Source organism: Kitasatospora aureofaciens (genome assembly GCF_019192735.1).
Classification (GTDB): domain Bacteria; phylum Actinomycetota; class Actinomycetes; order Streptomycetales; family Streptomycetaceae; genus Kitasatospora; species Kitasatospora aureofaciens_A.
The window spans coordinates 1-19,156 of the sequence record NZ_JAHTKP010000100.1 but is presented as its reverse complement, the minus strand read 5'-3'; the positions used below and the strand labels follow the sequence as shown (position 1 = coordinate 19,156).

Sequence of the window (19,156 nt, the reverse complement as noted above, 5' to 3'; positions counted from 1 at the left end):
ACTGGGACAAGGCCATCGCGCACCCCCTGGTGAACTCGCCGTTCTACTCAGAGAGTTGCGCGATGGCTCTCCCATGACCAGGGGTTACTCCAAGATCCTTGCTACACCACTCCACGGGACGCCATCGTTTCAATTCCATCTGAACGTCGCGGGGATGGCGGTGTGCCGGGACGTGATGCGCCGTTCTGGTATGACCTATCGGGCAGAGCATCATCCCTTCCCCGCCTGGCCGTTCAAGGACGTCGAGGACTGGCGGTCAGCTGACCAGGCCCGGAGGGACGCGTATGTCGCCGCCGAGCGAGCCGCCTCGGCGCAGACCGTGCCTGGGCAGGTCGGGATCCCGGAGTTCAAGCTGCTGAGCAACGGCCCGTGGTTGGTCGGTTCTCAGGAGATCGCGCAGGCTCTGGACCGGTATGAGGAGGCGCCGGCCAGCGTGCGTGCCGAGCCGGAGGCCGATGAGCTTTGGCGTGACTGGCTTGGGTGGCTGCGCGAGACGATGGTCCGTGGAGGCTTCACGGTCAGCTGAGAATCGATCCCAGTGGTGCGGCCCGCTCTCGGGGAGGTGGCGGGCCGCGGCAGGTCAGCTGGCGGCGGCTTGTCCGGTGCGGGCGCGGGTGGTGGCGAGCCTGTAGGAGTCGGTGCCGGTCTCGATGATGGTTCCGTTGAAGGTGAGGCGGTCGACGATGGCCGCGCAGAGGCGGGGGTCGGTGAAGGTCTTGGTCCAGCCATCTGGGGCTGGCACTTGTTCCCTCACACGAGTTGGTGCTGCCACCTGGCCGCATCCGTCTCCTGCGGTCCTCGTTGGTTCTCGTGGCAGCGGTCAGGTTCTCCAGGTGCTGCCTTGACCGTTCAGGTGCGAGGAAGGTGTGCCGGTGGGTCGGCTGCAGGTCATCGCGGGTGGGGCCGTCCCGCAGGGGCCGCTGACGGCGGATCCGTGGCAGTTCCAGACGGAGTGCGTCGAGGCGTTCGTGGCCTCCTGGCGGGCGCGCGGGTTCAGCTGGCCCACCGCCGCCGCCATCGACCGGGGCGCCGCCCTCGATCCTGGAGCACATCGCGGCCAGCAAGCCCGCCGGGCAGGTTGTCCGCGCGGACGAGGCACACTCCGTCCAGAGCGGCACCATCGGCTGGCAGGCCCTGGGCCGGTGACCGTTACCGCAGCACGCGGGTCGGCAGCGGTTGACGCCACTCGCCGCGCATCCGGACGAGGGCCCGCCGGGCCGTAGTTCGAACCTCGTCCCAGCGAGAATCAGCAGCCAGTGTGTCGACCCACCGGTCGGGGTGATCCCGGACATTCATCTCACCGAAGACCAGATCGATAGCTCGAAGATCAGGAACAGCCTCCGGGTCCAGGCTCTCGGCCAGACGGAGCACAAGATCAAGGTCGAGGACGATCGCTTCCGTCATCACCTCGTGCTCGGCCGCCCAGGCCAGCTGATCTGCTGGATCGGCGGACAGCACTGCCAGCAACTGAATCAGCCAACGCCGCCTGCGACTGTCCTCACCAGTGCCCATACGAGGAGGGTCGCACGAACGGAACCTTGCTCCTCACCCAGCCCCCTGCGGGGCTCGTTCACCAGTACTTCGACAGGCGTTCCTGCCAGAACGCCGACATCCCCAACAAACCATCCTGACCGAACGTCACCGAGAGAACGGCGCTTTCGTGAGCTTCCCCAATCCGCCCGCCATCCCCGAGGAACTCGACAAGCTCATGCGCCGCATGCGCCTGCCCTATATGCGCAAGGCCGCCCCCGACGTGCTGGCGACCGCCCGCGCCCAACGCTGGGACCCCGCCGAGGTCCTGCGGCTACTGATAGCCGAGGAGGTGACCGGCCGCGACGCGGCCACCCGGCGCCTTCGACGGCATTCGGCGAACTTCCCCACCGGCAAGACCCTGGCCTCCTGGCGGGCCGAGGACTCCACCATCCCCGAGCCCACCCAGAACTCCCTGGTCACCCTGGAGTGGATCGGCCGCGCGGAGAACCTGGTCATCGCGGGCCCCTCGGGGACCGGAAAGTCGCATTTCACGGAGGGTCTGGCCCAGGCCGCGATCGAGAAGGACCTGCGGGTGGCCTGGTTCACCCTGGAGACCCTCAGCGCTGCGATCGGCAAATCGAAGGTCGACGGGTCGACCGCCCGCACCGTCGCCCGGATCTGCCGGGCCGATTTGATCGTCATCGACGACATTGGCCTGCTGCCCGTCGGCGAGGACGCAGCCGAAGCGTTCTACCGCATCATCGACGCCGCCTACGAACGCCGCTCCATCGCGGTGACCAGCAACATCCACCCCTCAGGCTTCGACACGATCATGCCCAAGACCCTCGCCGGAGCCAGCACCGACCGCCTCATGCACCACGCTCACCTCGTGACCACCACCGGCGACTCGCACCGCCTCGCCGAAGCCCTCGCCGGCAAGGGAGTGGTCCCGTTGAACTGACCCCCACCCCCAGGAACACCGCTGGCCACAGGCATGGATTTCTGATGGCCACCAGCCTGGACACCCGACGACCGCCCACCTGGGCATCTCAATGACCGTTGACAGGCTCCTGGTCGCAGAGCAGGAAGGCGACTCGTTCGACGAGAACGGTCAGCCCGAGAGCCGCTACCAGCGGGAGTTCATGCCGATCGCGTTGAGCCCCGGCGGCGACGGACTGATCGTCGACCTGCGCCCCGGTGACACCCACGGCGCGGTACTCCTCTGGGACCACGAGACCTGGAACCTGGACGTTCCCCAGTGGGCCTCGGTGACCTCGATGCTCCAGGACATCACCCACGCGCTGGAGACCGGGACACCGGTGCTGCTGAGCCACGCAGCCCTCGGCGGCTCCCAAGAGCCCAGCACCGCCACAATCGACGACGCACTCGGTCTCACCTGGCAACCCACCACTCCAGGCCGCTGACAAGACCCGTTCCGCTTGACGCTTAACCACGTGCGATGTCTGCGGTGGGGAGTTTGGGCACCCCGCTGACCTGTGGTGGGGAGTTTCGTCCCCGAGGGCGGTGAGTTTCGCCCCGGGCCCGGTGAGTTTCGGGTGTCGTCACAGGTCAGCGGCTGGCGAGAACGGCTTGCGCTGCTCCGTCCGGGGGCAGGGTTCGGCTCGGTGGCGTGGTGGGCAGAGCCTGCGACATGACGAAACTCATGACCAGGCGTCGCCGCCGTCCGGCCGTGCCCGCCCTGCTCGCCCCCGCCGCCCCGGTCCGCACGGTGAGGCTGTCGACCCCGGCCCGGCCGGGTGGGACACCACCGGAAGGACCGCGACGAGTACAGTCGGCTGCGCCGCTCGGACAAGCAGACGAGGTCAGCCCCGGGAAACCCAGCCCGTCCAGTAACCCGAGTTGCCCGATATGATCCCTCCGACGATCGTGTTGTTGTTCTGATAGCCGACGACGTTGAATTCCTCACAGCCGCCGGGGTTGAAGTTGATGGCGCGGTTTCCGGGATTCCAGCCGGTGTTGACGTCCTGCAGCGTCATTCGGTAACCCGCTCCGTCGAGGACCTCCACAACTACCGAGGTGGCGCTCGACTGATGGTTGCAGACCAGGAAATAGGCGCTGTCCCGGCCGTTTTCCAGGTAGAGCGAGAACCAATCCGTGGTGGATGCGGGTGGGTTCGACACACCGGCGTAGGCCGTGCCGCCGAGGCCGACCGTCGCGACGCCCGCGAGGGCAACAGCAGCGGCAGTCATGGCGATACCACGCTTGGCTGTTCCGATTTTGACCATGGAATGTTCCCCCTCTGTGGTGGTCGGGAAGGCCCGCTGCCCGTCTGCACAACAGCTTGCCTGTTCACGGTCGGCCAGTGAAGGACTTCGTTCGGACATTGGCCAGAACTCCGCCGTGCCACCGTGGTATCGACCTGACGCCCACTGCGGCTGACCGTAATGCGCCCACCGTCTGACCGGGCAACGGGCCCGGAGGGGTCGACCTCCCGCAAGTGCTATGTGGTGCCCCCTCCACCACGACGGCGAAGCGCCTCCCGCGGCCTGCCTCCTCCGGCGCAACGCCGCCGGTGCTGCGCTTCGTCCAGGACCAGGAGACCGAGCGGCCGGGCGAGAGCACGGCGTTCCGGCGCCGGTACCTGGTCTTCACCGCCCACCTGCCCGACCACCTGGTGGCGGCCGTCTCCGCAGTCGAGCAGGACGACCCGGACCGCGCGCCGGTGGTGTGGCTGCTGGTGGCCGACGCGGCCGGCCTCCACCTGTACCCGGACGTCGGCGCCGTCCTCGCCCAGGCCGTCTGGCCCGGCACCGCCGCGACCGGCGGGCCGCTGGTGCTCCCGGCGATGACCGGCGCGTCCTATCAGTGGCGCTGATTACCCGCACGGTGTTCACGGGAACGGGGATCGCGGGCAGGTGTGGCGCGGCATAGTGCGGGGGTGACCGCGACTCCCGCCCGTCTGGACCTGCCCGCACGCCGACGCCGCCACGCCCGTCTGATCGCCGCCCTGACCAGTATGGTCGGGGCCTGCGCTTCGGCGGCGGCAGGCGCTGTACCAGCCCGTCGCTGACGCCTCGCCCGGGCAGGAGGGGGTCGTGGTGGACTCGCTGCCGGTCGTCTACCTCGGCCACACAGCGGCCCCGCTGTTGGAGGCGGCCCGGGCCGAGGACGACGCCCGGTGGTCGGCGGCCGTCGCACGGGAGCGGGAGCAGGCCCAGCGGACGAGCGCCGCGCGGGTGGCGCTGGCGCGGGCGCAGGAGATCGTGGAGGAGCCCGAACTGTCCTGGCCCGTGCCGCTGCCCAACGCGCAGCAGAGCGCGGCTATCGACCTGGCGGGCGCCGGCGACCAGGTCGCCGAGCTGTGGCGCGCCGACCCGGAACAGGCCGCCGCCTTGGTGCGTGAGCTGGCGGCTGGCGGGGAGTTCAACGCGGCCGAGGTCCTGGACGCGGCGGTGGAGGCGGCCATCGGCACCGCCTTGCTGGCGCTGGCCGACGCGGGCATGGCGTCCGACCCGAGCATGAAGGCCGAGCAGTGCCTGGAAGCCGTCCCGTACTTGGTGCTCGCGGTGGCCCTGGCGTCCGCCGACCTGGACTGACCGACCAGGGTCGGCGGACGCCGGCCGACGCCGTATCCGACCGGCGCGATCCCGTAGGCCGTCACTGCCGCCGGGCACGTTCGGATCGGAGGGACTCTGGCCACGGTGTTCGCAGGCGCGTTCTGCTCGACGTCGCTACCGCTGGTACCGGCGGCCCGGCGCCCGGCCAGGACCGCCCTCCGGCCGCGGAACAGCCCAAACCCCTCGGCTACGCCGCCGCTTCCTCAGCGGGGTCGTCGACGTGGTGGAGCCGGCTGCGGGCGGTGGTCCGGTCCTCGCCGGACAGCGTGGCCCAGTACTCGTCGGCCCACACCGCGTGGGAAGCCCGCCGCTCGGCATCCTCCAGGCGCGCGGACTCGGCCAACTGCTCCTCGCTCAGCCCCTGCCGGGCGGCCCCCAGATCGCCGCTCCACGACGGCAGCGTGGCAAGGAACGCGCGGCGCTCCGTCTGCACGGCCATCAGCGTGCGCTGCGCGTCCTTCAGCTCGCCGGGGTACTCGAAGGTCTTCTGCTCTTTGCCCACGGCAGGGAATCGTACGTGCGACCGGATCGACGCTCGGCTGCGCCCCGCCGGACCGATAGCACAGGTTCGTGGTGCTGACAAACACAGGTCCTCGCTGGCCCGGTCACCTCTAGCCTCTGTTCCGGCGGGCCTCGCCGACGGCTGGCCCGTCGGCTACAACCCCGTTCTCATGCGGCGGGCAGCCTAGGCTGGCCCGATGAGCGACGGGGTATGGGAGATGTTCTTGGCGGGGGCGGAGCCGGGGGCGGAGCTGCGCAGGCGGTGGCGGTCCGGACTCGGGGGTCGGCCGGACGCGTCCGCAGAGGTGCTGCTCGCCTTGCTGGAGGGCGACGAACTGCACTTCCTGTACCGGCGTGGGCTGCCCGCGCCGGTGCTGGACGCGGCGGTTGTGCACCCGTCCAAGGGGGTGTGGGGGCGGGTGGCCGAGTCCGGGGCGCTGTCGCCCGCGCAGTGGGAGCGGCTGCTGGACGCGCTCGCCGGGCGCGGGGCGAGCGGGGCCCTGCTTGCGGGACTGCGCGAGATGCGGGACGACTTCGCCGCGCGCGGGGAGCGCACCGCGGTCGGGGTGGAGCGCCCGCCCGGTCCGGACGCGGTGCCGCCCCGAACGCCCGCGGACATCGCCGCGCTGGCCGACACCGTCCCCGAGATCCCTGCAGAGGACCGGACGTACGGGCTCTGGTGGGTCGGCGCGCTGTTCCACGACCCGGACGCGATGAGGCAGTTGGCGGCCCACCCGAACCGGTGGGTCCGCCGCAGCGTGGCCCGCGCGCCCCGGCTGCCCGCCGACGTCGCCGCCCGGCTCGGACGGGACGAGGACCGGGTGGTGCGACTGTTCCTCAGCGAGTCCTGCGCGGACGCCCCCGCCGAGACCCTGCTGGACGTGTGGAGTTGGTGGTCCGGCAGCTTCTCCTTCCCCGGCCGGCCCCGCAACCACCCCAACTTCCCGCGTGAGGGCCTGCGCCGCCACGCAGACGACCCCCGCCCCCGGGTGCGGCTGCTCGCCCTGGACGACCCCGCCGCGCCGCCCATGCTGGCCGTCCGCCTCGCCGCCGACCCCGACCCGGAGGTCCGCGCACGCGCCGCCGAGGACCCGCGCCTGCCGTCGGCCTCGGCCCTCGCCCTGCTCGACGACCCCGACCCGACGGTCCGTCGGGTCGCCGCCCGTCACCCGGCGCTGCCCGCTGCGACCCTGGCCGCCCTGCTCCGTGACCCCGGCACCGCCGAGGACGCCGCCCGCAACCCCGCCCTCCCGCTGCCGGTGGCCCTGTGGATGGCCGCTGCCGACCTCGCCGCCGACTACCTCGCCGCTGGCGACCACCCCGAGGCCATCCCCGCCTGACCCCGCACCACCGCTCCGGATCCACCAAGGGCCCGCCCCCTCGAAGGGGCGGGCCCTTTCGCATGCCCCGACGAAGGAGACCCCGGTGCCGACCCTCCACTACACCCCCTCCGCCGCCCGTACCCTGCACCGCCTGGAGCGCGGCCGCCGCGCCGACCCCTGCCGCCTGCGCCGGGTGCGCCGCGCCCTCGACCACCTCGCCGCCGATCCCCTCCACCCCGGCCTGCGCACCCACCGCTACCACGCCCTGCCCGGCCACGAACACACCGCAGCCTGGACGTCCTACATCAACCGGGGCACCGACGCCTGGCGGATCCACTGGACCTGGGGACCGGCCGACGGCGACAACCAGGACGGTGCCGTGGTCACCGTGCTGCTCATCGGCCCGCACCTCTGACACCACCCCAGTGCCCGGCCCGCAGCCCGCTCGTTGACCCACCGACGCCGATCCCGCGTCCGCGCCACGACAACGAAGGAGAAGACCATGCCAAAGGTCCTGGAGGAGCGCGGCGGCCACCTGCCCCACCGCGACTACATCGCCTGCGTCGTCGCCGAACTGGAAGCACTGCGGCACGGCCCGGACACCTGGTGGCTGGAGCAGGCAGGTCCGGCCGACGCCCCCGCGCTACGAGCCGTCCTGAGCTGGGACACCGGGAACCACAACCCGTACGCGGACCGTGACGTCCCCGGTGCCGACTGCCGGCTCACCGTGGCCTGGGACAACACCACCGGCTGGTCCTACACCCTCGAGCACGAAGCCGAGCCTGGCGCCTTCCCGCCGATGGAGCTGGACGTCCCCGTCGTCTCCGACCCGGCCGGCCTCGCCCGCGCCCTGACGTACGTGATGACCGACGAGACGGCCCACCGGATGCCCTACCCGAGCCCCTGGGAAAGCACCGAGCACCGGGCCTGGCGGAGCGGCAGCTGACACCACCCGAGCCGTGCCCGCGTCGACCGCTGCCTCGGGCCGCCCGCCTCCGCAGCCCCTCTCCCACCTGATTCGGACCCCAACCTCCCTGGGAACCACCATCATTGGACACAGGGAGGCGGCAATGGACTTCGAGTACGACTGCTGGCGCTGCGGGTCGACGAACGCGGTCTACGGCGAGTCGAAGGGCTTCATCACGGTCTACTACGAGCTGCCAGCGGAGTGGTCCTGCTACTGGTGCGACGCCATCAACATCACCCCCGACGACTGAGCCTCCGGCACCGACGCCTGACGGATCTGCTGGACTCGGGCCCGTGCTCGCGAGCTCCCCGCCCGTCACCACGCCGCCCTCGCCGTGGCCCGCGGCAAGGCCGTCCCTTTGCGCACTGCCCGCCAGCCGCAGCCGCCTCCCGAGCAGGCCCTGGCGGTGTTCCCGCACCGCGAGGAGGTGGAGGTCGTGCACCGCTCGTTCGAGCTGGACCCGAACGCGCCGCGCGCGGCCCGTCCCGTGATCCCGCTGCTCGCCGCGAAGTACGGGATGAGCCTGGAGCAGGCCGAGGCGGCCGAGGCCCGGATCACCGAGAACGCGCACGCGCAGGGGCTGCCGTACCTGGACGGCGGACGGGACGCGGCGAACTCCTTCGACATGCACCGGCTGCTGCACTTTGCCAAGGAGCATGGCCAGCAGGCCGAGCTGCTGGACGCGCTGTACCGGGCCAACTTCGCCGAGGAGCGCTCGGCGTTCGACACGCAGCGGCTGGTCGAGCTGGCCGTCGGGGCCGGGCTGGACGGCGGGGAGGCCGCCGCCGTGCTGGCCGATCCGCAGGCGTACGCGCAGGCGGTGCGCGAGGACGAGGCCCTCGCACTCCAGAGCGGCACCGGCAGCCTGCCGGAAGCCGGCCGGGCCGCGGCGCGGCCTGCAGGGCGCCGCTGAGCCGGATCTCGGGCTGCCGTTCAGCCGGTCAGGCGGGGACCGTGCCGATCAGGTGGCTGAGGAGGTGCTGGCGCAACAGGTCGCCCGCCGGTCCGCAGGGAGTGCTCGCTTCGGCGCCGTGGGTCTCGGTGTAGGCCAGCATCGACCGGCAGCCGGAGCACGTCTGAAGGTGCGGGGCAGGCGCGGTGGTGTCGGGGTGAGCGGCCGCTACGTGCACGCCGAAGAGCGCTTGCGCGCTGGCGGTGCTGACGGCGGCGAGGGCGTCGTCGTCGAGCGGTCCCGCAGTCTGGGCGGCGGCCAGCGGCTGGCGCCATCCCTGTGCCAGCTCACGGCAGAGGTCGCACGGTTGGAATGCTCCCGATGCAGGCACGGCGGGTCCCTTCGACGGGCGGAGATGTCAGGGAGCCTGCCACATCCCGGGGCGGCGCCGCAGGGCCTGCCGGGAAGAAGAAGGCCACGCCGTGCGCGTCCCGGGCCGAGGACACGTGATCGCGGGCTGGACCGGCTGGATTTCCGTGTTCCCGGGACACTGCGGGCAGGGGGACGGCAGGCTGGCCGGAGGCCGTCGACTGCCCTGGTACCTTCGCGCGCATCCACACGGTGCCGGATCGGGTGGATGACGGCGGTCCGGCCGCGCCGGCCGCCGACTACCGGGGGGAACTGCATGCGCAAGACCGTCACCGTGGCTGGCTTCGTTCACTTCTAGGGACAGCGTTTGTCCGCGAGTTCGGACAGCGGTTAGTGATCACTCGACGAGTGGATGTTCACGAGTTTTGACAGCAGCGTCGCGGTGGCGGGCCGTGGCATAGGCTCGATTCTTGATCGTCTCGGCAGGTCGTGGCGTGGGATTCTGTGCGGGCAGCCTTGGACTGTTCGATGGGGGAACGCATGAGCTATGACCTGGAGTGGGTGGAGTTGCCCGAAGCCGTGGCGGAGGCGCGGAGTCGATGGGAGTCGTGCACCGATTCTGGTCTGCCGTGTGATCACGTTCCGAGGTGCTCGGAGTCGTACTTCTCGCTCGCGGAGCCGTTTCAATTCCATCTGAACGTCGCGGGGATGGCGGTGTGCCGGGACGTGATGCGCCGTTCTGGTATGACCTATCGGGCAGAGCATCATCCCTTCCCCGCCTGGCCGTTCAAGGACGTCGAGGACTGGCGGTCAGCTGACCAGGCCCGGAGGGACGCGTATGTCGCCGCCGAGCGAGCCGCCTCGGCGCAGACCGTGCCTGGGCAGGTCGGGATCCCGGAGTTCAAGCTGCTGAGCAACGGCCCGTGGTTGGTCGGTTCTCAGGAGATCGCGCAGGCTCTGGACCGGTATGAGGAGGCGCCGGCCAGCGTGCGTGCCGAGCCGGAGGCCGATGAGCTTTGGCGTGACTGGCTTGGGTGGCTGCGCGAGACGATGGTCCGTGGAGGCTTCACGGTCAGCTGAGAATCGATCCCAGTGGTGCGGCCCGCTCTCGGGGAGGTGGCGGGCCGCGGCAGGTCAGCTGGCGGCGGCTTGTCCGGTGCGGGCGCGGGTGGTGGCGAGCCTGTAGGAGTCGGTGCCGGTCTCGATGATGGTTCCGTTGAAGGTGAGGCGGTCGACGATGGCCGCGCAGAGGCGGGGGTCGGTGAAGGTCTTGGTCCAGCCGCCGAACGACTCGTTGGAGGCGATGGCGACGCTGTTCTTCTCCTCGCGCTCGGTCAGGACCTGGAAGAGCAGTTCGGCGCCGCGGCGGTCGAGTTCCATGTAGCCGAGCTCGTCGATGCAGAGAAGGTCGACGCGGCCGTAGCGGGCGATGGTCTTGTTCAGCTGCTTCTCGTCGGCGGCCTCCACCAGCTCGTTCACCAGCTTGGTGGCGAGCGTGTAGCGGACCCGGTAGCCCTGCATGGCGGCCTCGGTGCCAGGGCGATGAGCATGTGGGACTTGCCAGTGCCGGAGTCGCCGATCAGGCAGAGCGGCTGGCTCTTCTTGATCCACTCGCAGCTGGCGAGGGTATTGATCACGGCGGGGTCGATGTTGGGGTTGGCGTCGAAGTCGAAGGTCCGCAGCGACTTGTCCCGGGGGAACCCGGCGGCCTTGATCCGCCGCTCCGAGCGGCGGCGGGCCCGGTCATCGCACTCGGCCATCAGCAGCTCGGCGAGGAAGCCGCGGTAGGTCATCTGATCCTTGACCGCCCGGTCGGCGATGTCGGCGAACTCGTTGCGGATCGACGGCAGCCGCAGCAGTCGGCAGGCGGTGTCGATGGCCGTGGTCGCGGCCTGCTCGGTCAGGTTCCGCTGACGGGGCAGCATGGCGGTCATGGCACTTCTCCCTCTCGCAGGTCACCGCCGCCGGCGCGGCGGTGTCGGAGCAACTGGTCGTAGTGGGTCACCGAGGGCAGCGGCCTGGTGTCCGGCGGAAGATGGTTGAGCTTCCACTCGTGCAGAAACGTCACCGTCCCCGATCCGGCACCCGGCCGCGGCGCCGGGACGTCGACGGCGGGCTCGTCCTCGGTCTGGGCGGCCTTGCGGGCCTCCAGGGCGACCGCGTCCGCGGTCAGTGCCCCGGCCCGCAGGGCGGTGGCCAGGCCCGCGACGATGTGCTCGTGCGGGAGGTGACGGCCCAGCAGCAGCACCTCGATCAGCGCCCGGGTGCCCTCGGCGTCGCCGTGTGCCCTGACCGCCGCGGCGGCGGTGCGCAGGAGGAGGACCAGGTGACCACCCAGCCCGACCACCACGCCCAGGCCGCGCCGAGGCCGGCCACCCTGCACGAGCTGCGCACCGCGCTCTCCCGGTACGGCCTGCCCGGCGACCGCGAGCAGTTCGAGCAGGCCCTGGCCGCCGCCCTCGACGCCTCCCCGATCGGCGACCTCGCCGCCGTCACCGAGGTCATCGCCACCTACCGCCACCGCCTGGCCCTGCGCACCAGCCCCGAGGCCATGGCCTCCCTCGCCGCGCCGATCGGCGGCCAGCAGTGGACCCCGGCCGCCGACGCCTTCGCCCGGCTCCGCACCGCCGGCAGCGACCGGTGACCGAGTCTCAGCAGCCGCAGCCAGCCATCCTGCCCATCGGCGGGGCCTACGTCGGGGATTCTTTCGAGATCATGGCCCTGTTCGAGCCCGATGGGGGGCGGATCGACGAGATCACCACCAGCCTGCGGAGGCTCGCGCGGACCTCCACGGGTCAGAGTACGACGCCCGCCAGGCTGCCCTCCTGCTCCTGAGCGAAGGCGACTTCAGCGCAAGCATCGACATCGAGACCGCACCCGGACACAAGGTGTTCCGTCTGCGTCGCGACTGGACGCCGTTCGACCAGGAGCGGATCAGCATCCACAGCGTCAATGAGCAGGGCGGATAGCCTCGCACGGCTACCACCAAGCGCTCGCCGCCGTCCGAGCCACCCAAGCACAGCGCAACGATGCCGGTGGAGGCACAGACTGTGCCTCCACCGGCATCGTCATGGGTGGCTGTCGAGTGGGTCAGACCCGGCCGAGGTGGAAGACGGTGACGGTGACCGTCTGGTCGTGGACCTCGTACTGGACGCGGTAGAAGCCGACCTGGATGCGGTAGATCCCGCTGGCGCCGACCGTGAAGGCACCCTTCGGGCGGGGGTTGTCGGCGAGCAGGTCGACGGCCTGGAAGACCTGCTGGATCCCGGCCCGGTCGCCGGCGGCGTACTTCTGCGCCACGGCCAGGGCCTCGGGCTCCCACACGATGCCGTAGGTCACGAGGCCTCTCCGAGAACCTGGCGGCGGGCCTCATCGTGCGAAACACCCGGACCGGTCTCACCGCGCGCCTTGCGCGCCAGGTAGTCCGCGGTGGCCCGGTGGTACTCGAGTTCCTCCAGCTCGGCCGGGCTGATCAGGACGGCCATGGTCTGGCCCCGGTCCGAGAGGGCGATGTGCTTCTGTTCGGCGCTGACCTGCCGCGCCAGGGCCCCCAGCTTGTTGCGGGCCTCGGTGATCGGATAGGTGTCCATGCCCCGAAAATAGCAGTAGTGCGCACTTGTGCGCTGAAGATCGCGGTACAAGCTGGCGGGCAGGCCAGCTGGCCCGGAAAAGTGGCCGGGCCCTCACGCTCGTCGACGTGAGGGCCCGGCCATCAGCGTACGGCGCCCCGCCCATGGGCAGTCAGGGCGATCCCAACCCGGCCCGGATCAGTGGTGCTCGCCGCCCACCGTCTTCATGCTGAGGTCGTCCAGGACGATGCGGGGCCGGGTGAGCTGCTGGTCGTCGCCGACGGGCCGCGTGGCGTTGACCACCTCGGCGATCCGCTCATAGCAGGTGACCGCCAGCGCCCAGGTCTCCACCTCCTGCCCGGTGCCCGCGTACACGGTGGTGCGCAGGGCGTTGAGCAGCGCGATCACGCTGCGCCCCGAGAGGATGTTGTCGCCCTGGTCGTCCTGGACGGCACCGCGAGGCTGAGGAACGGTCTTCTGCTTGTCGAAGTGTTCGGCGCCCTCGACCCGCTGCTGGAGGAACTCCCAGGTGTGCGGGTTGCAGGAGACGGCGACGGTGTTGACGGCCGCGGCCTTGAGCAGCGTGGCCACGTGGGCGGGCCACGCCAGAGCCGCGGGGATCAGATCGGCGACACCCCCGGCCTCGACGGACAGGACTGAGGCGGCCTGTTCGACGGCTGGCTGCTCCGGGACCGTCACGGTCGCCGGGGCGGGTGCGAGGCGGCCGAGCAGCTCGATGAGCTGGTGGGCCTGCTCGGCGGTGATGCCGGCCTGCGTGCTGCTGCTCTCCTCGGCGGGGGCGGTCTCGGGCACGGCGGTCTCCTTCACGAAGAGGTGGGTGGGCTCCGGCGCAACGGTGCCGACGTCGGCGTCTGCGGGCTCCGCCACGCCGGCCTGGGGGACGGCTGGCGGGACTTCGGCGGGAGGAACGACATCCGCCGAGATCCCGATGGGATCCGCCACCGCCTCGGCCTCGCTCGGGGCGGTGCTGCTCTTGGCTTCCGCCGCCTGGAGCTGGATGCGGTGCAGTTCGTCCCGGGTCTCGGTGAGCTGGCGCTGCAGCTTCCGGTTGTCCCGGTGCGCCAGCTCCGTCTCCTGCCGCTCCCTCGTGAGCTCGGTGATGAGCGCGTCACGGTGGTCGCGCAGGCCGTCGGTGACGGCCTTCAGCAGTTCGGTGCGCAGGGTCTCGCCGGTGGTCCGCAGCTCGGTGAAACCGTTGCCCACTTCGGCACGTAGAAGATCGACTTGGCGGGCGGTGCCCATCAACTGCCCTCCCCCTGTGAGTGCGGCACGTGACCGTGCCGGGACAAGGGTGGCGGCACAGTGGGGAACCAGGACGATGATCGCCCGCGGCTGACCCGATCACGATCATCACTGTCCGGAATCACATCGTCACACCAGCCCGGAGGGCTACGGCCGTTCGAACCACAAACCCCCAACCAGCCCACGCAGTAGGTTGTCCCCAAGGCGCCGTGGCAGTGCTCAGTCGTGGATTTCCCAGGTGTCCCTCGGCAGCCAGTGGGAGAGGTCGTTGAGCGCCTCGGTGGGGAAGAACACCGGCCGGGTGAGGAGGCGGTCACCTTCCCGTTGCACGTTGATCACCACGCCCAGGGACTCCGAGCCGGGAACGCCCGCGCTCATGTAGGAGAGCTCCTCTTCGGGTGAGCGAGCCTCGGCTCGATCGAGCATCCACTGCTCCAGTACGGAGGGCACCCGGCCGACGAGTGCCGCACCATCCGCGGAGACCTGCGGTCCGCACAGAGCGTCGACCACAATGCCCGCGAGCTGTTCATCCCGGTAGTAGAGGTGCAGGCCGAACTCCGGGTACTTGCCTTCCACGACTGTGTAGACGTTCGCATCTACCTCGCGCTGGCGGGTGTGTCGCTCGACCTCGGCAGTGAGGCCGCTCATGGCGTCCGCCACCTCACCGGGGCTCATACCGAAGCGCAGTGGCCCAACACTCACGAGCGGCTCCAGCAGCCACTGCTGCCGCTCTTCATCCGGCACGACATGCCACCAGCCCTTGAACATGATCACGGAGTCTATGACAGCTGCGGACGCTCACGTGTTGCGCAAGGTCTGCTGTCCACCCGAAACGCACGACCACCAAGATCCCCGACAGCGTCAGGTAGTCAGTTCGGGGTGGGGAAGAGGGATTCCTGGGTGGCCTGGTAGCGGTAGGACTCGGTGCCGGTCTGGATCAGCGTGCAGCGGAAGGTGATCCGGTCGGCGATGGCCGCGCAGAGGCGGGCGTCGCCGAAGGTCTTGTCCCACTCGGTGAACGGCGAGTTCGTGGCGACCGCGGTGGCCTTGCGCTCCTCGCGCTCGGTGAAGATCTGGAACAGAAGCTTGGCGCCCTTGCGGTCCAGGTTGAGGTAGCCGAACTCGTCCAGACACAAAAGATCGATCTTGCTGTAGCGGGCGATCACCGAGGACAGGCGGCGGTTCGCGTCGGCCTCGGCGAGCTCGTTCACCAGCGCCGAGGTGGTGGTGTAGCGCACCGACAGGCCGGTCTCGGCGATCGCGGTGCCGATGCCGATCAGCAGGTGGGACTTGCCGGTGCCGGAGTCGCCGATCAGCACCAGCGGCCGGCCCTCGCGCACCCAGGTCGGGGACTTGAGGTCCGCGACGACCTCGGGGGTGACGTTCGGGTTCTTCGAGAAGTCGAAGTCCTCCAGCCGCTTGGGCCGCGGGAAGCGGGCCAGCCGCAGCAGCCGCTGCTGGCGGCGGAGGTCGCGGTCGGTGAGCTCGGCCTGCAGCATGTCCAGCAGGAACTGCTTGTAGGTGGCCTGCTCGCGCCGGGCGCCGGCGGCCAGGTCGATGAACCGCTCGCGGAAGGCCGGCAGGCGAAGCTCGCGGCATGCCTCGTCGATGAGCATGTCCTCCGGATCTCCGGGCAGCGACAGCCGGCGGCCGGGCACCTTGCCGCCAGTGTCCGGCTCGTCGTCCTGGTCGGTGACGGTGATGGTCGGGTTCATGCGCCGTGGCCTTTCTGGGTCTGGCTGTCGCGGCCGGCGACCGGGCTCAGCAGCCGGTCGTACTTGCTCATGTCGGGCAACCCTTGGCGCGGGTCGGGCGGCAGGCGGCGCGCTCCGCAGGACGGTGACGCGGTCGGCGATCTCGCGGTCGGTTCCGGCGTCGCGGACCAAGCCGGCCACGTGGGTGAGCAGCACCGTCGCGCGCTGGTCGAGTGGCTCCAGGAACTGGCGGGCGAGGTCGATTTCCTCGTCGGCCCGGCCTGGGTTGGTGAACGCCGTGACCAGGGCCAGGCGGGTCTGCGCGATGGCCCGCTCACCGGGAATGTCGTGTTGCTCGGCCTCGGCCCGCCCGTCCCGGAGGGCTTGGGCGGCCGCGGTGGACCCGATGTCGAACGCAGCGATGCGCGAGCTGCGGGAGGAGATGGAGGCCCGGGCCGCGATGGAGCGCCTGTTCGCGGCCGTCCCGCAGCCGGTCGAGCAGGCCGACGCCGACACGGCGCGGGCGGAGGCGTTCTACTACCCGGCCGCGGTGGCGGAGGAGATCAGCGGCGACGTGGACGCCGCGCTCGACCGCTACGGCGCCGACCTCGCGGCCCGCCTGATCGGCCTGGAGGCCAACCCGAACGTGATCCTGGGGGTGCGGCGATGACCGATACCGAGCAGCACGACAAGCTCAGCGGCGCGGACCTGGCCCGCACCGCCCTGCGCGCCGCCCGCCGGACCGCCCGCAACGCGGGCAACGCCCCCGCCAAGCACAAGAGGCCCCTGGCAGTGGCCGACCGGCGAGGCCGCGACGCCCGCGAACCGGCCCGCCTCAACCTGGTCGTCCCCGCACTCGCCGCCTCCCAGGGCTGGGCCCTGGGCATAGCCGGCGGCAGCATCCAGGACCGGTGGGCCGCCATCGTCGGACCCGACGCCGCCACCACGCCGCCCTCGCCGTCGCCCGCGGCCACACCATCCCGCTGCGCACCGCCCGCCCGCCGCAGTCGGCCCCCGCCCGCGGTGCTGCGTGACCAGGACCGTGCGCCCGGCAGGCGGGGTGGTTCCTCTCCGTGGTCCTCGGCTCCTTTCCGCAGGCGTGGCGGACGACGGGATGGGCCTCGCGCCCGGCAGCCTAGATTGATTGAATGATAGGAGTTGGGTATCATTGATTCATGCTGTACCAGACGCCCCGCCTTGAGTCCGTCGACCATCAGGTCCTGGAGCAGATCAACTCCATGCGCGACCAGCTGCGGCACGCCGTTCAGCAGGCCCCCATGAAATGGACGCTCGACCTGCGCAAGGCCCTCACGGCCAGTGCCATCGCAGCCTCGAACACCATCGAGGGCTACCGAGTCGATGCGAGGGACGTCGCCGACCTGATGGACGGCGAGCGCGAGGTCGAGGCCAGCGACGAGAACAAGACGGAGACCCTGGCCTACCAGCAGGCCATGACCTACATCCAGTCCCTCCACGACGCCCGCGACTTCCGCTACAGCAAGGAACTGCTCAACGCCCTGCACTGGATGCTCCAGGGCCACCACCACCCGCTCAAGACCGCCGGGCAGTGGCGCAGGACGGCCATCCGGATCACGGCCCCCGGTGACGAGCTCGCCACGGACTACGAGGGACCGGACCAGGAGCTGCTGCCCGGTTTGATGAGTGAGCTCGTCGACTGGCTCAACGAGGGCGACCTCGAAAGCCACGTCCTCGTGCGGGCCGCGATGGCGCACCTCAACCTGGTGAAGATCCACCCCTGGTCGGACGGCAACGGCCGGATGTCCCGCTCTCTGCAGACCCTTTTGATCGCCCGGGGCGGAGTCCTCGCCCCCGAGTTCTCCTCGATCGAGGAGTGGCTGGGGATGCCCGGCAACACCTGGGAGTACTACAAGGTGCTGCGCGAGGTCGGCGGTCCGTTCTGGTCACCCCAGCGGGACACCCTGCCGTGGATCAAGTTCAATCTCCTCGCGTACCACCAGCAGACGCAGCGGGTCCAGCGCCGCGTCGACCGGTCCAACGACTGCTGGACACAGCTCATCGAGGCGGCTGACCGGTACGGGATCACCGAGCGGCAGACGACCGCTCTGCACGAAGTGGCGATGGTGGGGCGGGTGCGCCGCTCGCGCTACGAGAAAGCCGAAGCGATCAACACTCAACAGGCGACGAGGGACCTGCAGGCCCTGACCAAGGCGGAACTGCTGACAGCGGTGGGGCAGACGAAGGGCCGTCACTACATTGCTGGGCCCCGCTTTCCCCAGGAGGTCCTGGAAACCGCCCAACGGCACCACACCATCGTCAACCCGTACACCGCCACGTAGAAGGCCGGTCCGCGATCGGTACGGAGGCCGGCCCCCACTGGGGCCGGCCTTCTCGGCTTCAGCGCCGGGTGTCCAGGTGGTTCCGGCGTACGGCGACGAGGGCGCGCCAGCGGTTGCGGACGGTCTCCTCGTCGTCGAGCCACAGCGTCGTGGACGGTGCAGGCAGCGGCCGGCCGGCCATGAAGTGGGCGATGTCCAGGTAGTAGGCGAAGTCGCCGCCCGCGGTGGCCTCGCGCAGCCGGGCGATGGCGGCGGTCAGGTCGTCCTCGGCGCCGCGGACGGCATGGTGGAAGACGAGGGCGGTCTCCAGCAGCGGGATGAGCCAGGGCAGGCCGGCAACGTCGATCTGGGCCCGCAGGACGGCGACGCGGTCGGCGATCTCGCGGTTGTCGGTGCCGGCGTCGCGGACCAGACCGGCCACGCGGGCGTGCAGCACGGTGGCCCGCTGGTCGAGGGGCTCCAGGTACTGGCGGGCGAGGTCGATCTCCTCGCCGGCCCGGTCGGGGTCGGTGAACGCCGTGACCAGGGCCAGGCGCGTTTGTGCGATGGCCCGCTCACCGGGCGCATTGTGCTGCTCGGCCTCCGCCTGCCCGTCCCGCAGGGCCTGGGCGGCCGCGGTGAAGGCGCCCTGCGGCCACAGGATGTCGCCCCTCACACGGTGGCGGCGGCTCTTCCACGTCAGCGTGGAGGCGGCGGCCAGCGCGGCGGGGAAGTCACCCGCGATGCGGGCGAGGTTGGCGATGCCGCGCTGCGCCTGCGGGGCGAGGCGGCCGCCAGCGGCGGCGACGTGGCGCATGCCCTCGAGGGAGGCGGCGGTGCGGCCGAGGTCTTTGTCGGCCTTGGCCCGGTAGTACACGGCGAGCTGGGTCAGCTCGTCGGTGAGCAGGTTGCTGTCCAGGGCGGCGGTCAGGCGGCGGGCGGTGTGGGCGCGGTGTTCGTGCTGGCGGCGGCTGATGGCGGTCAGCAGTTCGGCCAGGGCGTCGGCGGGCGTGTCCGCGGCCGGGCCGTCACCCTGTGCGGGGGTGGGTGGGGCGATGGGCTCCCACACGGAGTCGTCGATGTAGGCGAAGGCGGCATCCGTCAGATGGCGTCCCGTGGAGTGGTGTAGCAAGGATCTTGGAGTAACCCCTGGTCATGGGAGAGCCATCGCGCAACTCTCTGAGTAGAACGGCGAGTTCACCAGGGGGTGCGCGATGGCCTTGTCCCAGTC

The 19,156-nt window shown here is 70.7% G+C and carries 27 protein-coding genes and 2 pseudogenes; 16 read left to right on the top strand and 13 right to left on the bottom strand.

Annotated elements, in window-relative coordinates; all coding sequences use genetic code 11:
* On the top strand, positions 1-526 hold a 526-nt coding region (locus KV557_RS39770; RefSeq protein WP_218206873.1), incomplete at its 5' end, for a hypothetical protein.
* A 54-nt stretch (positions 527-580) separates the two neighbouring features.
* Here KV557_RS39770 and KV557_RS39765 read toward each other — a convergent pair.
* Positions 581-727, bottom strand: a pseudogene (locus KV557_RS39765) (ATP-binding protein); the annotation flags it as partial.
* A 422-nt stretch (positions 728-1,149) separates the two neighbouring features.
* Positions 1,150-1,512, bottom strand: coding sequence for a hypothetical protein (locus KV557_RS39760; RefSeq protein ID WP_218206872.1), 363 nt, complete (start codon positions 1,510-1,512; stop codon positions 1,150-1,152).
* Between the two features lie 196 nt (positions 1,513-1,708).
* Between KV557_RS39760 and istB (KV557_RS39755) the strand changes: the two genes are divergently transcribed.
* Together istB (KV557_RS39755) and KV557_RS39750 are read left to right on the top strand one after the other, a co-directional pair.
* Entirely contained in the window at positions 1,709-2,434 is a 726-nt protein-coding gene (istB, locus tag KV557_RS39755; RefSeq protein ID WP_305149049.1) for an IS21-like element helper ATPase IstB, read from the top strand.
* A 91-nt stretch (positions 2,435-2,525) separates the two neighbouring features.
* Positions 2,526-2,897: an SMI1/KNR4 family protein gene (locus tag KV557_RS39750; protein WP_218206867.1), complete on the top strand. Its 372-nt coding sequence runs from the start codon at positions 2,526-2,528 to the stop codon at positions 2,895-2,897.
* Positions 2,898-3,296: 399 nt separating this feature from the next.
* Here KV557_RS39750 and KV557_RS39745 read toward each other — a convergent pair whose 3' ends face one another.
* Positions 3,297-3,719, bottom strand: coding sequence for a hypothetical protein (locus KV557_RS39745; protein ID WP_218206865.1), 423 nt, complete (start codon positions 3,717-3,719; stop codon positions 3,297-3,299).
* Positions 3,720-4,006: 287 nt separating this feature from the next.
* Between KV557_RS39745 and KV557_RS39740 the strand changes: the two genes are divergently transcribed.
* Both KV557_RS39740 and KV557_RS39735 read left to right on the top strand, forming a co-directional pair.
* A complete protein-coding gene (locus KV557_RS39740) occupies positions 4,007-4,309 on the top strand; it encodes a hypothetical protein (protein ID WP_218206863.1) in 303 nt (100 codons plus the stop codon).
* Between the two features lie 220 nt (positions 4,310-4,529).
* Positions 4,530-5,030 (top strand): hypothetical protein, encoded by a 501-nt coding sequence (locus KV557_RS39735; protein ID WP_218206861.1) that lies wholly within the window; start codon positions 4,530-4,532, stop codon positions 5,028-5,030.
* Positions 5,031-5,238: 208 nt separating this feature from the next.
* Here the strand turns inward: KV557_RS39735 and KV557_RS39730 are convergent, their stop codons facing one another.
* On the bottom strand, positions 5,239-5,553 hold the full coding sequence (locus KV557_RS39730; RefSeq protein WP_218206860.1) for a hypothetical protein: 315 nt from the start codon (positions 5,551-5,553) through the stop codon (positions 5,239-5,241).
* A 196-nt stretch (positions 5,554-5,749) separates the two neighbouring features.
* Here KV557_RS39730 and KV557_RS39725 point away from each other — a divergent pair, with 196 nt between their 5' ends.
* The 5 genes from KV557_RS39725 (at position 5,750) to KV557_RS39705 (ending at position 8,754) form a co-directional block, all read left to right on the top strand.
* A complete protein-coding gene (locus KV557_RS39725) occupies positions 5,750-6,892 on the top strand; it encodes a HEAT repeat domain-containing protein (RefSeq protein WP_218206858.1) in 1,143 nt (380 codons plus the stop codon).
* An 85-nt stretch (positions 6,893-6,977) separates the two neighbouring features.
* Positions 6,978-7,289 (top strand): hypothetical protein, encoded by a 312-nt coding sequence (locus KV557_RS39720; protein ID WP_218206856.1) that lies wholly within the window; start codon positions 6,978-6,980, stop codon positions 7,287-7,289.
* Positions 7,290-7,376: 87 nt separating this feature from the next.
* The gene (locus KV557_RS39715) at positions 7,377-7,820 is read left to right on the top strand and encodes a hypothetical protein (protein WP_218206854.1); all 444 of its coding nucleotides are present in this window, start codon (positions 7,377-7,379) and stop codon (positions 7,818-7,820) included.
* A gap of 124 nt (positions 7,821-7,944) precedes the next feature.
* Positions 7,945-8,091 carry a hypothetical protein gene (locus KV557_RS39710; RefSeq protein WP_218206852.1) on the top strand — a complete coding sequence of 49 codons (147 nt, stop codon included), beginning with the start codon at positions 7,945-7,947 and terminating at the stop codon, positions 8,089-8,091.
* Positions 8,092-8,199: 108 nt separating this feature from the next.
* Entirely contained in the window at positions 8,200-8,754 is a 555-nt protein-coding gene (locus KV557_RS39705) for a DsbA family protein (protein ID WP_256178656.1), read from the top strand.
* Positions 8,755-8,782: 28 nt separating this feature from the next.
* Here KV557_RS39705 and KV557_RS39700 read toward each other — a convergent pair whose 3' ends face one another.
* Positions 8,783-9,124, bottom strand: a complete 342-nt coding sequence (locus KV557_RS39700) for a zinc finger domain-containing protein (RefSeq protein WP_218206849.1) — start codon at positions 9,122-9,124, stop codon at positions 8,783-8,785.
* A 518-nt stretch (positions 9,125-9,642) separates the two neighbouring features.
* Between KV557_RS39700 and KV557_RS39695 the strand changes: the two genes are divergently transcribed.
* On the top strand, positions 9,643-10,182 hold the full coding sequence (locus KV557_RS39695) for a hypothetical protein (protein ID WP_218206848.1): 540 nt from the start codon (positions 9,643-9,645) through the stop codon (positions 10,180-10,182).
* A gap of 54 nt (positions 10,183-10,236) precedes the next feature.
* On the opposite strand, the pseudogene istB (KV557_RS39690) reads toward KV557_RS39695, so the two are convergent.
* Positions 10,237-11,027: pseudogene (gene istB / locus KV557_RS39690) on the bottom strand (IS21-like element helper ATPase IstB).
* 5 nt (positions 11,028-11,032) lie between these two features.
* Positions 11,033-11,452 carry a hypothetical protein gene (locus tag KV557_RS39685; RefSeq protein WP_308130296.1) on the bottom strand — a complete coding sequence of 140 codons (420 nt, stop codon included), beginning with the start codon at positions 11,450-11,452 and terminating at the stop codon, positions 11,033-11,035.
* Between KV557_RS39685 and KV557_RS39680 the strand changes: the two genes are divergently transcribed.
* Together KV557_RS39680 and KV557_RS39675 are read left to right on the top strand one after the other, a co-directional pair.
* A complete protein-coding gene (locus KV557_RS39680; protein ID WP_218206846.1) occupies positions 11,429-11,746 on the top strand; it encodes a DUF6247 family protein in 318 nt (105 codons plus the stop codon). The genes KV557_RS39685 and KV557_RS39680 overlap by 24 nt on opposite strands.
* Positions 11,743-11,937, top strand: a complete 195-nt coding sequence (locus KV557_RS39675; protein ID WP_218206844.1) for a hypothetical protein — start codon at positions 11,743-11,745, stop codon at positions 11,935-11,937. The genes KV557_RS39680 and KV557_RS39675 overlap by 4 nt, the downstream gene beginning before the upstream one ends.
* A 255-nt stretch (positions 11,938-12,192) precedes the next feature.
* Here the strand turns inward: KV557_RS39675 and KV557_RS39670 are convergent, their stop codons facing one another.
* The 5 genes from KV557_RS39670 to istB (KV557_RS39650) form a co-directional block, all read right to left on the bottom strand.
* Positions 12,193-12,441 (bottom strand): type II toxin-antitoxin system RelE family toxin, encoded by a 249-nt coding sequence (locus tag KV557_RS39670; RefSeq protein ID WP_218206841.1) that lies wholly within the window; start codon positions 12,439-12,441, stop codon positions 12,193-12,195.
* Positions 12,438-12,692, bottom strand: a complete 255-nt coding sequence (locus KV557_RS39665) for a type II toxin-antitoxin system Phd/YefM family antitoxin (protein WP_218206839.1) — start codon at positions 12,690-12,692, stop codon at positions 12,438-12,440. Before KV557_RS39665 ends, KV557_RS39670 begins: the two co-directional genes overlap by 4 nt.
* Before the next feature lie 177 nt (positions 12,693-12,869).
* The gene (locus KV557_RS39660) at positions 12,870-13,934 is read right to left on the bottom strand and encodes a hypothetical protein (protein ID WP_218206838.1); all 1,065 of its coding nucleotides are present in this window, start codon (positions 13,932-13,934) and stop codon (positions 12,870-12,872) included.
* A 219-nt stretch (positions 13,935-14,153) separates the two neighbouring features.
* Positions 14,154-14,708 (bottom strand): hypothetical protein, encoded by a 555-nt coding sequence (locus tag KV557_RS39655; protein WP_218206836.1) that lies wholly within the window; start codon positions 14,706-14,708, stop codon positions 14,154-14,156.
* Positions 14,709-14,803: 95 nt separating this feature from the next.
* Complete coding sequence (gene istB / locus KV557_RS39650) at positions 14,804-15,550, bottom strand: IS21-like element helper ATPase IstB (protein ID WP_218206875.1); 747 nt, start codon at positions 15,548-15,550, stop codon at positions 14,804-14,806.
* 484 nt (positions 15,551-16,034) lie between these two features.
* Here istB (KV557_RS39650) and KV557_RS39645 point away from each other — a divergent pair, with 484 nt between their 5' ends.
* The 3 genes from KV557_RS39645 to KV557_RS39640 all read left to right on the top strand — a co-directional run bounded on the left by KV557_RS39645 (position 16,035) and on the right by KV557_RS39640 (position 17,946).
* Complete coding sequence (locus tag KV557_RS39645; protein WP_218206834.1) at positions 16,035-16,298, top strand: hypothetical protein; 264 nt, start codon at positions 16,035-16,037, stop codon at positions 16,296-16,298.
* A gap of 241 nt (positions 16,299-16,539) precedes the next feature.
* On the top strand, positions 16,540-16,662 hold the full coding sequence (locus KV557_RS43805) for a hypothetical protein (protein WP_256178655.1): 123 nt from the start codon (positions 16,540-16,542) through the stop codon (positions 16,660-16,662).
* A 141-nt stretch (positions 16,663-16,803) separates the two neighbouring features.
* Positions 16,804-17,946 carry a Fic family protein gene (locus KV557_RS39640; RefSeq protein WP_218206831.1) on the top strand — a complete coding sequence of 381 codons (1,143 nt, stop codon included), beginning with the start codon at positions 16,804-16,806 and terminating at the stop codon, positions 17,944-17,946.
* Between the two features lie 58 nt (positions 17,947-18,004).
* Here the strand turns inward: KV557_RS39640 and KV557_RS39635 are convergent, their stop codons facing one another.
* Positions 18,005-19,057, bottom strand: a complete 1,053-nt coding sequence (locus KV557_RS39635; protein WP_218206829.1) for a hypothetical protein — start codon at positions 19,055-19,057, stop codon at positions 18,005-18,007.
* Between the last annotated feature and the right edge of the window lie 99 nt (positions 19,058-19,156).

Excerpts from the sequence above, each read along its gene's own strand:
- KV557_RS39760 (WP_218206872.1), bottom strand. The coding sequence starts at position 1,512 with ATGGGCACTGGTGAGGACAGTCGCAGGCGGCGTTGGCTGATTCAGTTG.
- istB (WP_305149049.1), top strand. The coding sequence starts at position 1,709 with ATGCGCCGCATGCGCCTGCCCTATATGCGCAAGGCCGCCCCCGACGTG.
- KV557_RS39750 (WP_218206867.1), top strand. The coding sequence starts at position 2,526 with ATGACCGTTGACAGGCTCCTGGTCGCAGAGCAGGAAGGCGACTCGTTC.
- KV557_RS39745 (WP_218206865.1), bottom strand. The coding sequence starts at position 3,719 with ATGGTCAAAATCGGAACAGCCAAGCGTGGTATCGCCATGACTGCCGCT.
- KV557_RS39725 (WP_218206858.1), top strand. The coding sequence starts at position 5,750 with ATGAGCGACGGGGTATGGGAGATGTTCTTGGCGGGGGCGGAGCCGGGG.
- KV557_RS39715 (WP_218206854.1), top strand. The coding sequence starts at position 7,377 with ATGCCAAAGGTCCTGGAGGAGCGCGGCGGCCACCTGCCCCACCGCGAC.
- KV557_RS39710 (WP_218206852.1), top strand. The coding sequence starts at position 7,945 with ATGGACTTCGAGTACGACTGCTGGCGCTGCGGGTCGACGAACGCGGTC.
- KV557_RS39695 (WP_218206848.1), top strand. The coding sequence starts at position 9,643 with ATGAGCTATGACCTGGAGTGGGTGGAGTTGCCCGAAGCCGTGGCGGAG.
- KV557_RS39665 (WP_218206839.1), bottom strand. The coding sequence starts at position 12,692 with ATGGACACCTATCCGATCACCGAGGCCCGCAACAAGCTGGGGGCCCTG.
- KV557_RS39660 (WP_218206838.1), bottom strand. The coding sequence starts at position 13,934 with ATGGGCACCGCCCGCCAAGTCGATCTTCTACGTGCCGAAGTGGGCAAC.
- istB (WP_218206875.1), bottom strand. The coding sequence starts at position 15,550 with ATGCTCATCGACGAGGCATGCCGCGAGCTTCGCCTGCCGGCCTTCCGC.
- KV557_RS39645 (WP_218206834.1), top strand. The coding sequence starts at position 16,035 with ATGTCGAACGCAGCGATGCGCGAGCTGCGGGAGGAGATGGAGGCCCGG.
- KV557_RS39640 (WP_218206831.1), top strand. The coding sequence starts at position 16,804 with ATGCTGTACCAGACGCCCCGCCTTGAGTCCGTCGACCATCAGGTCCTG.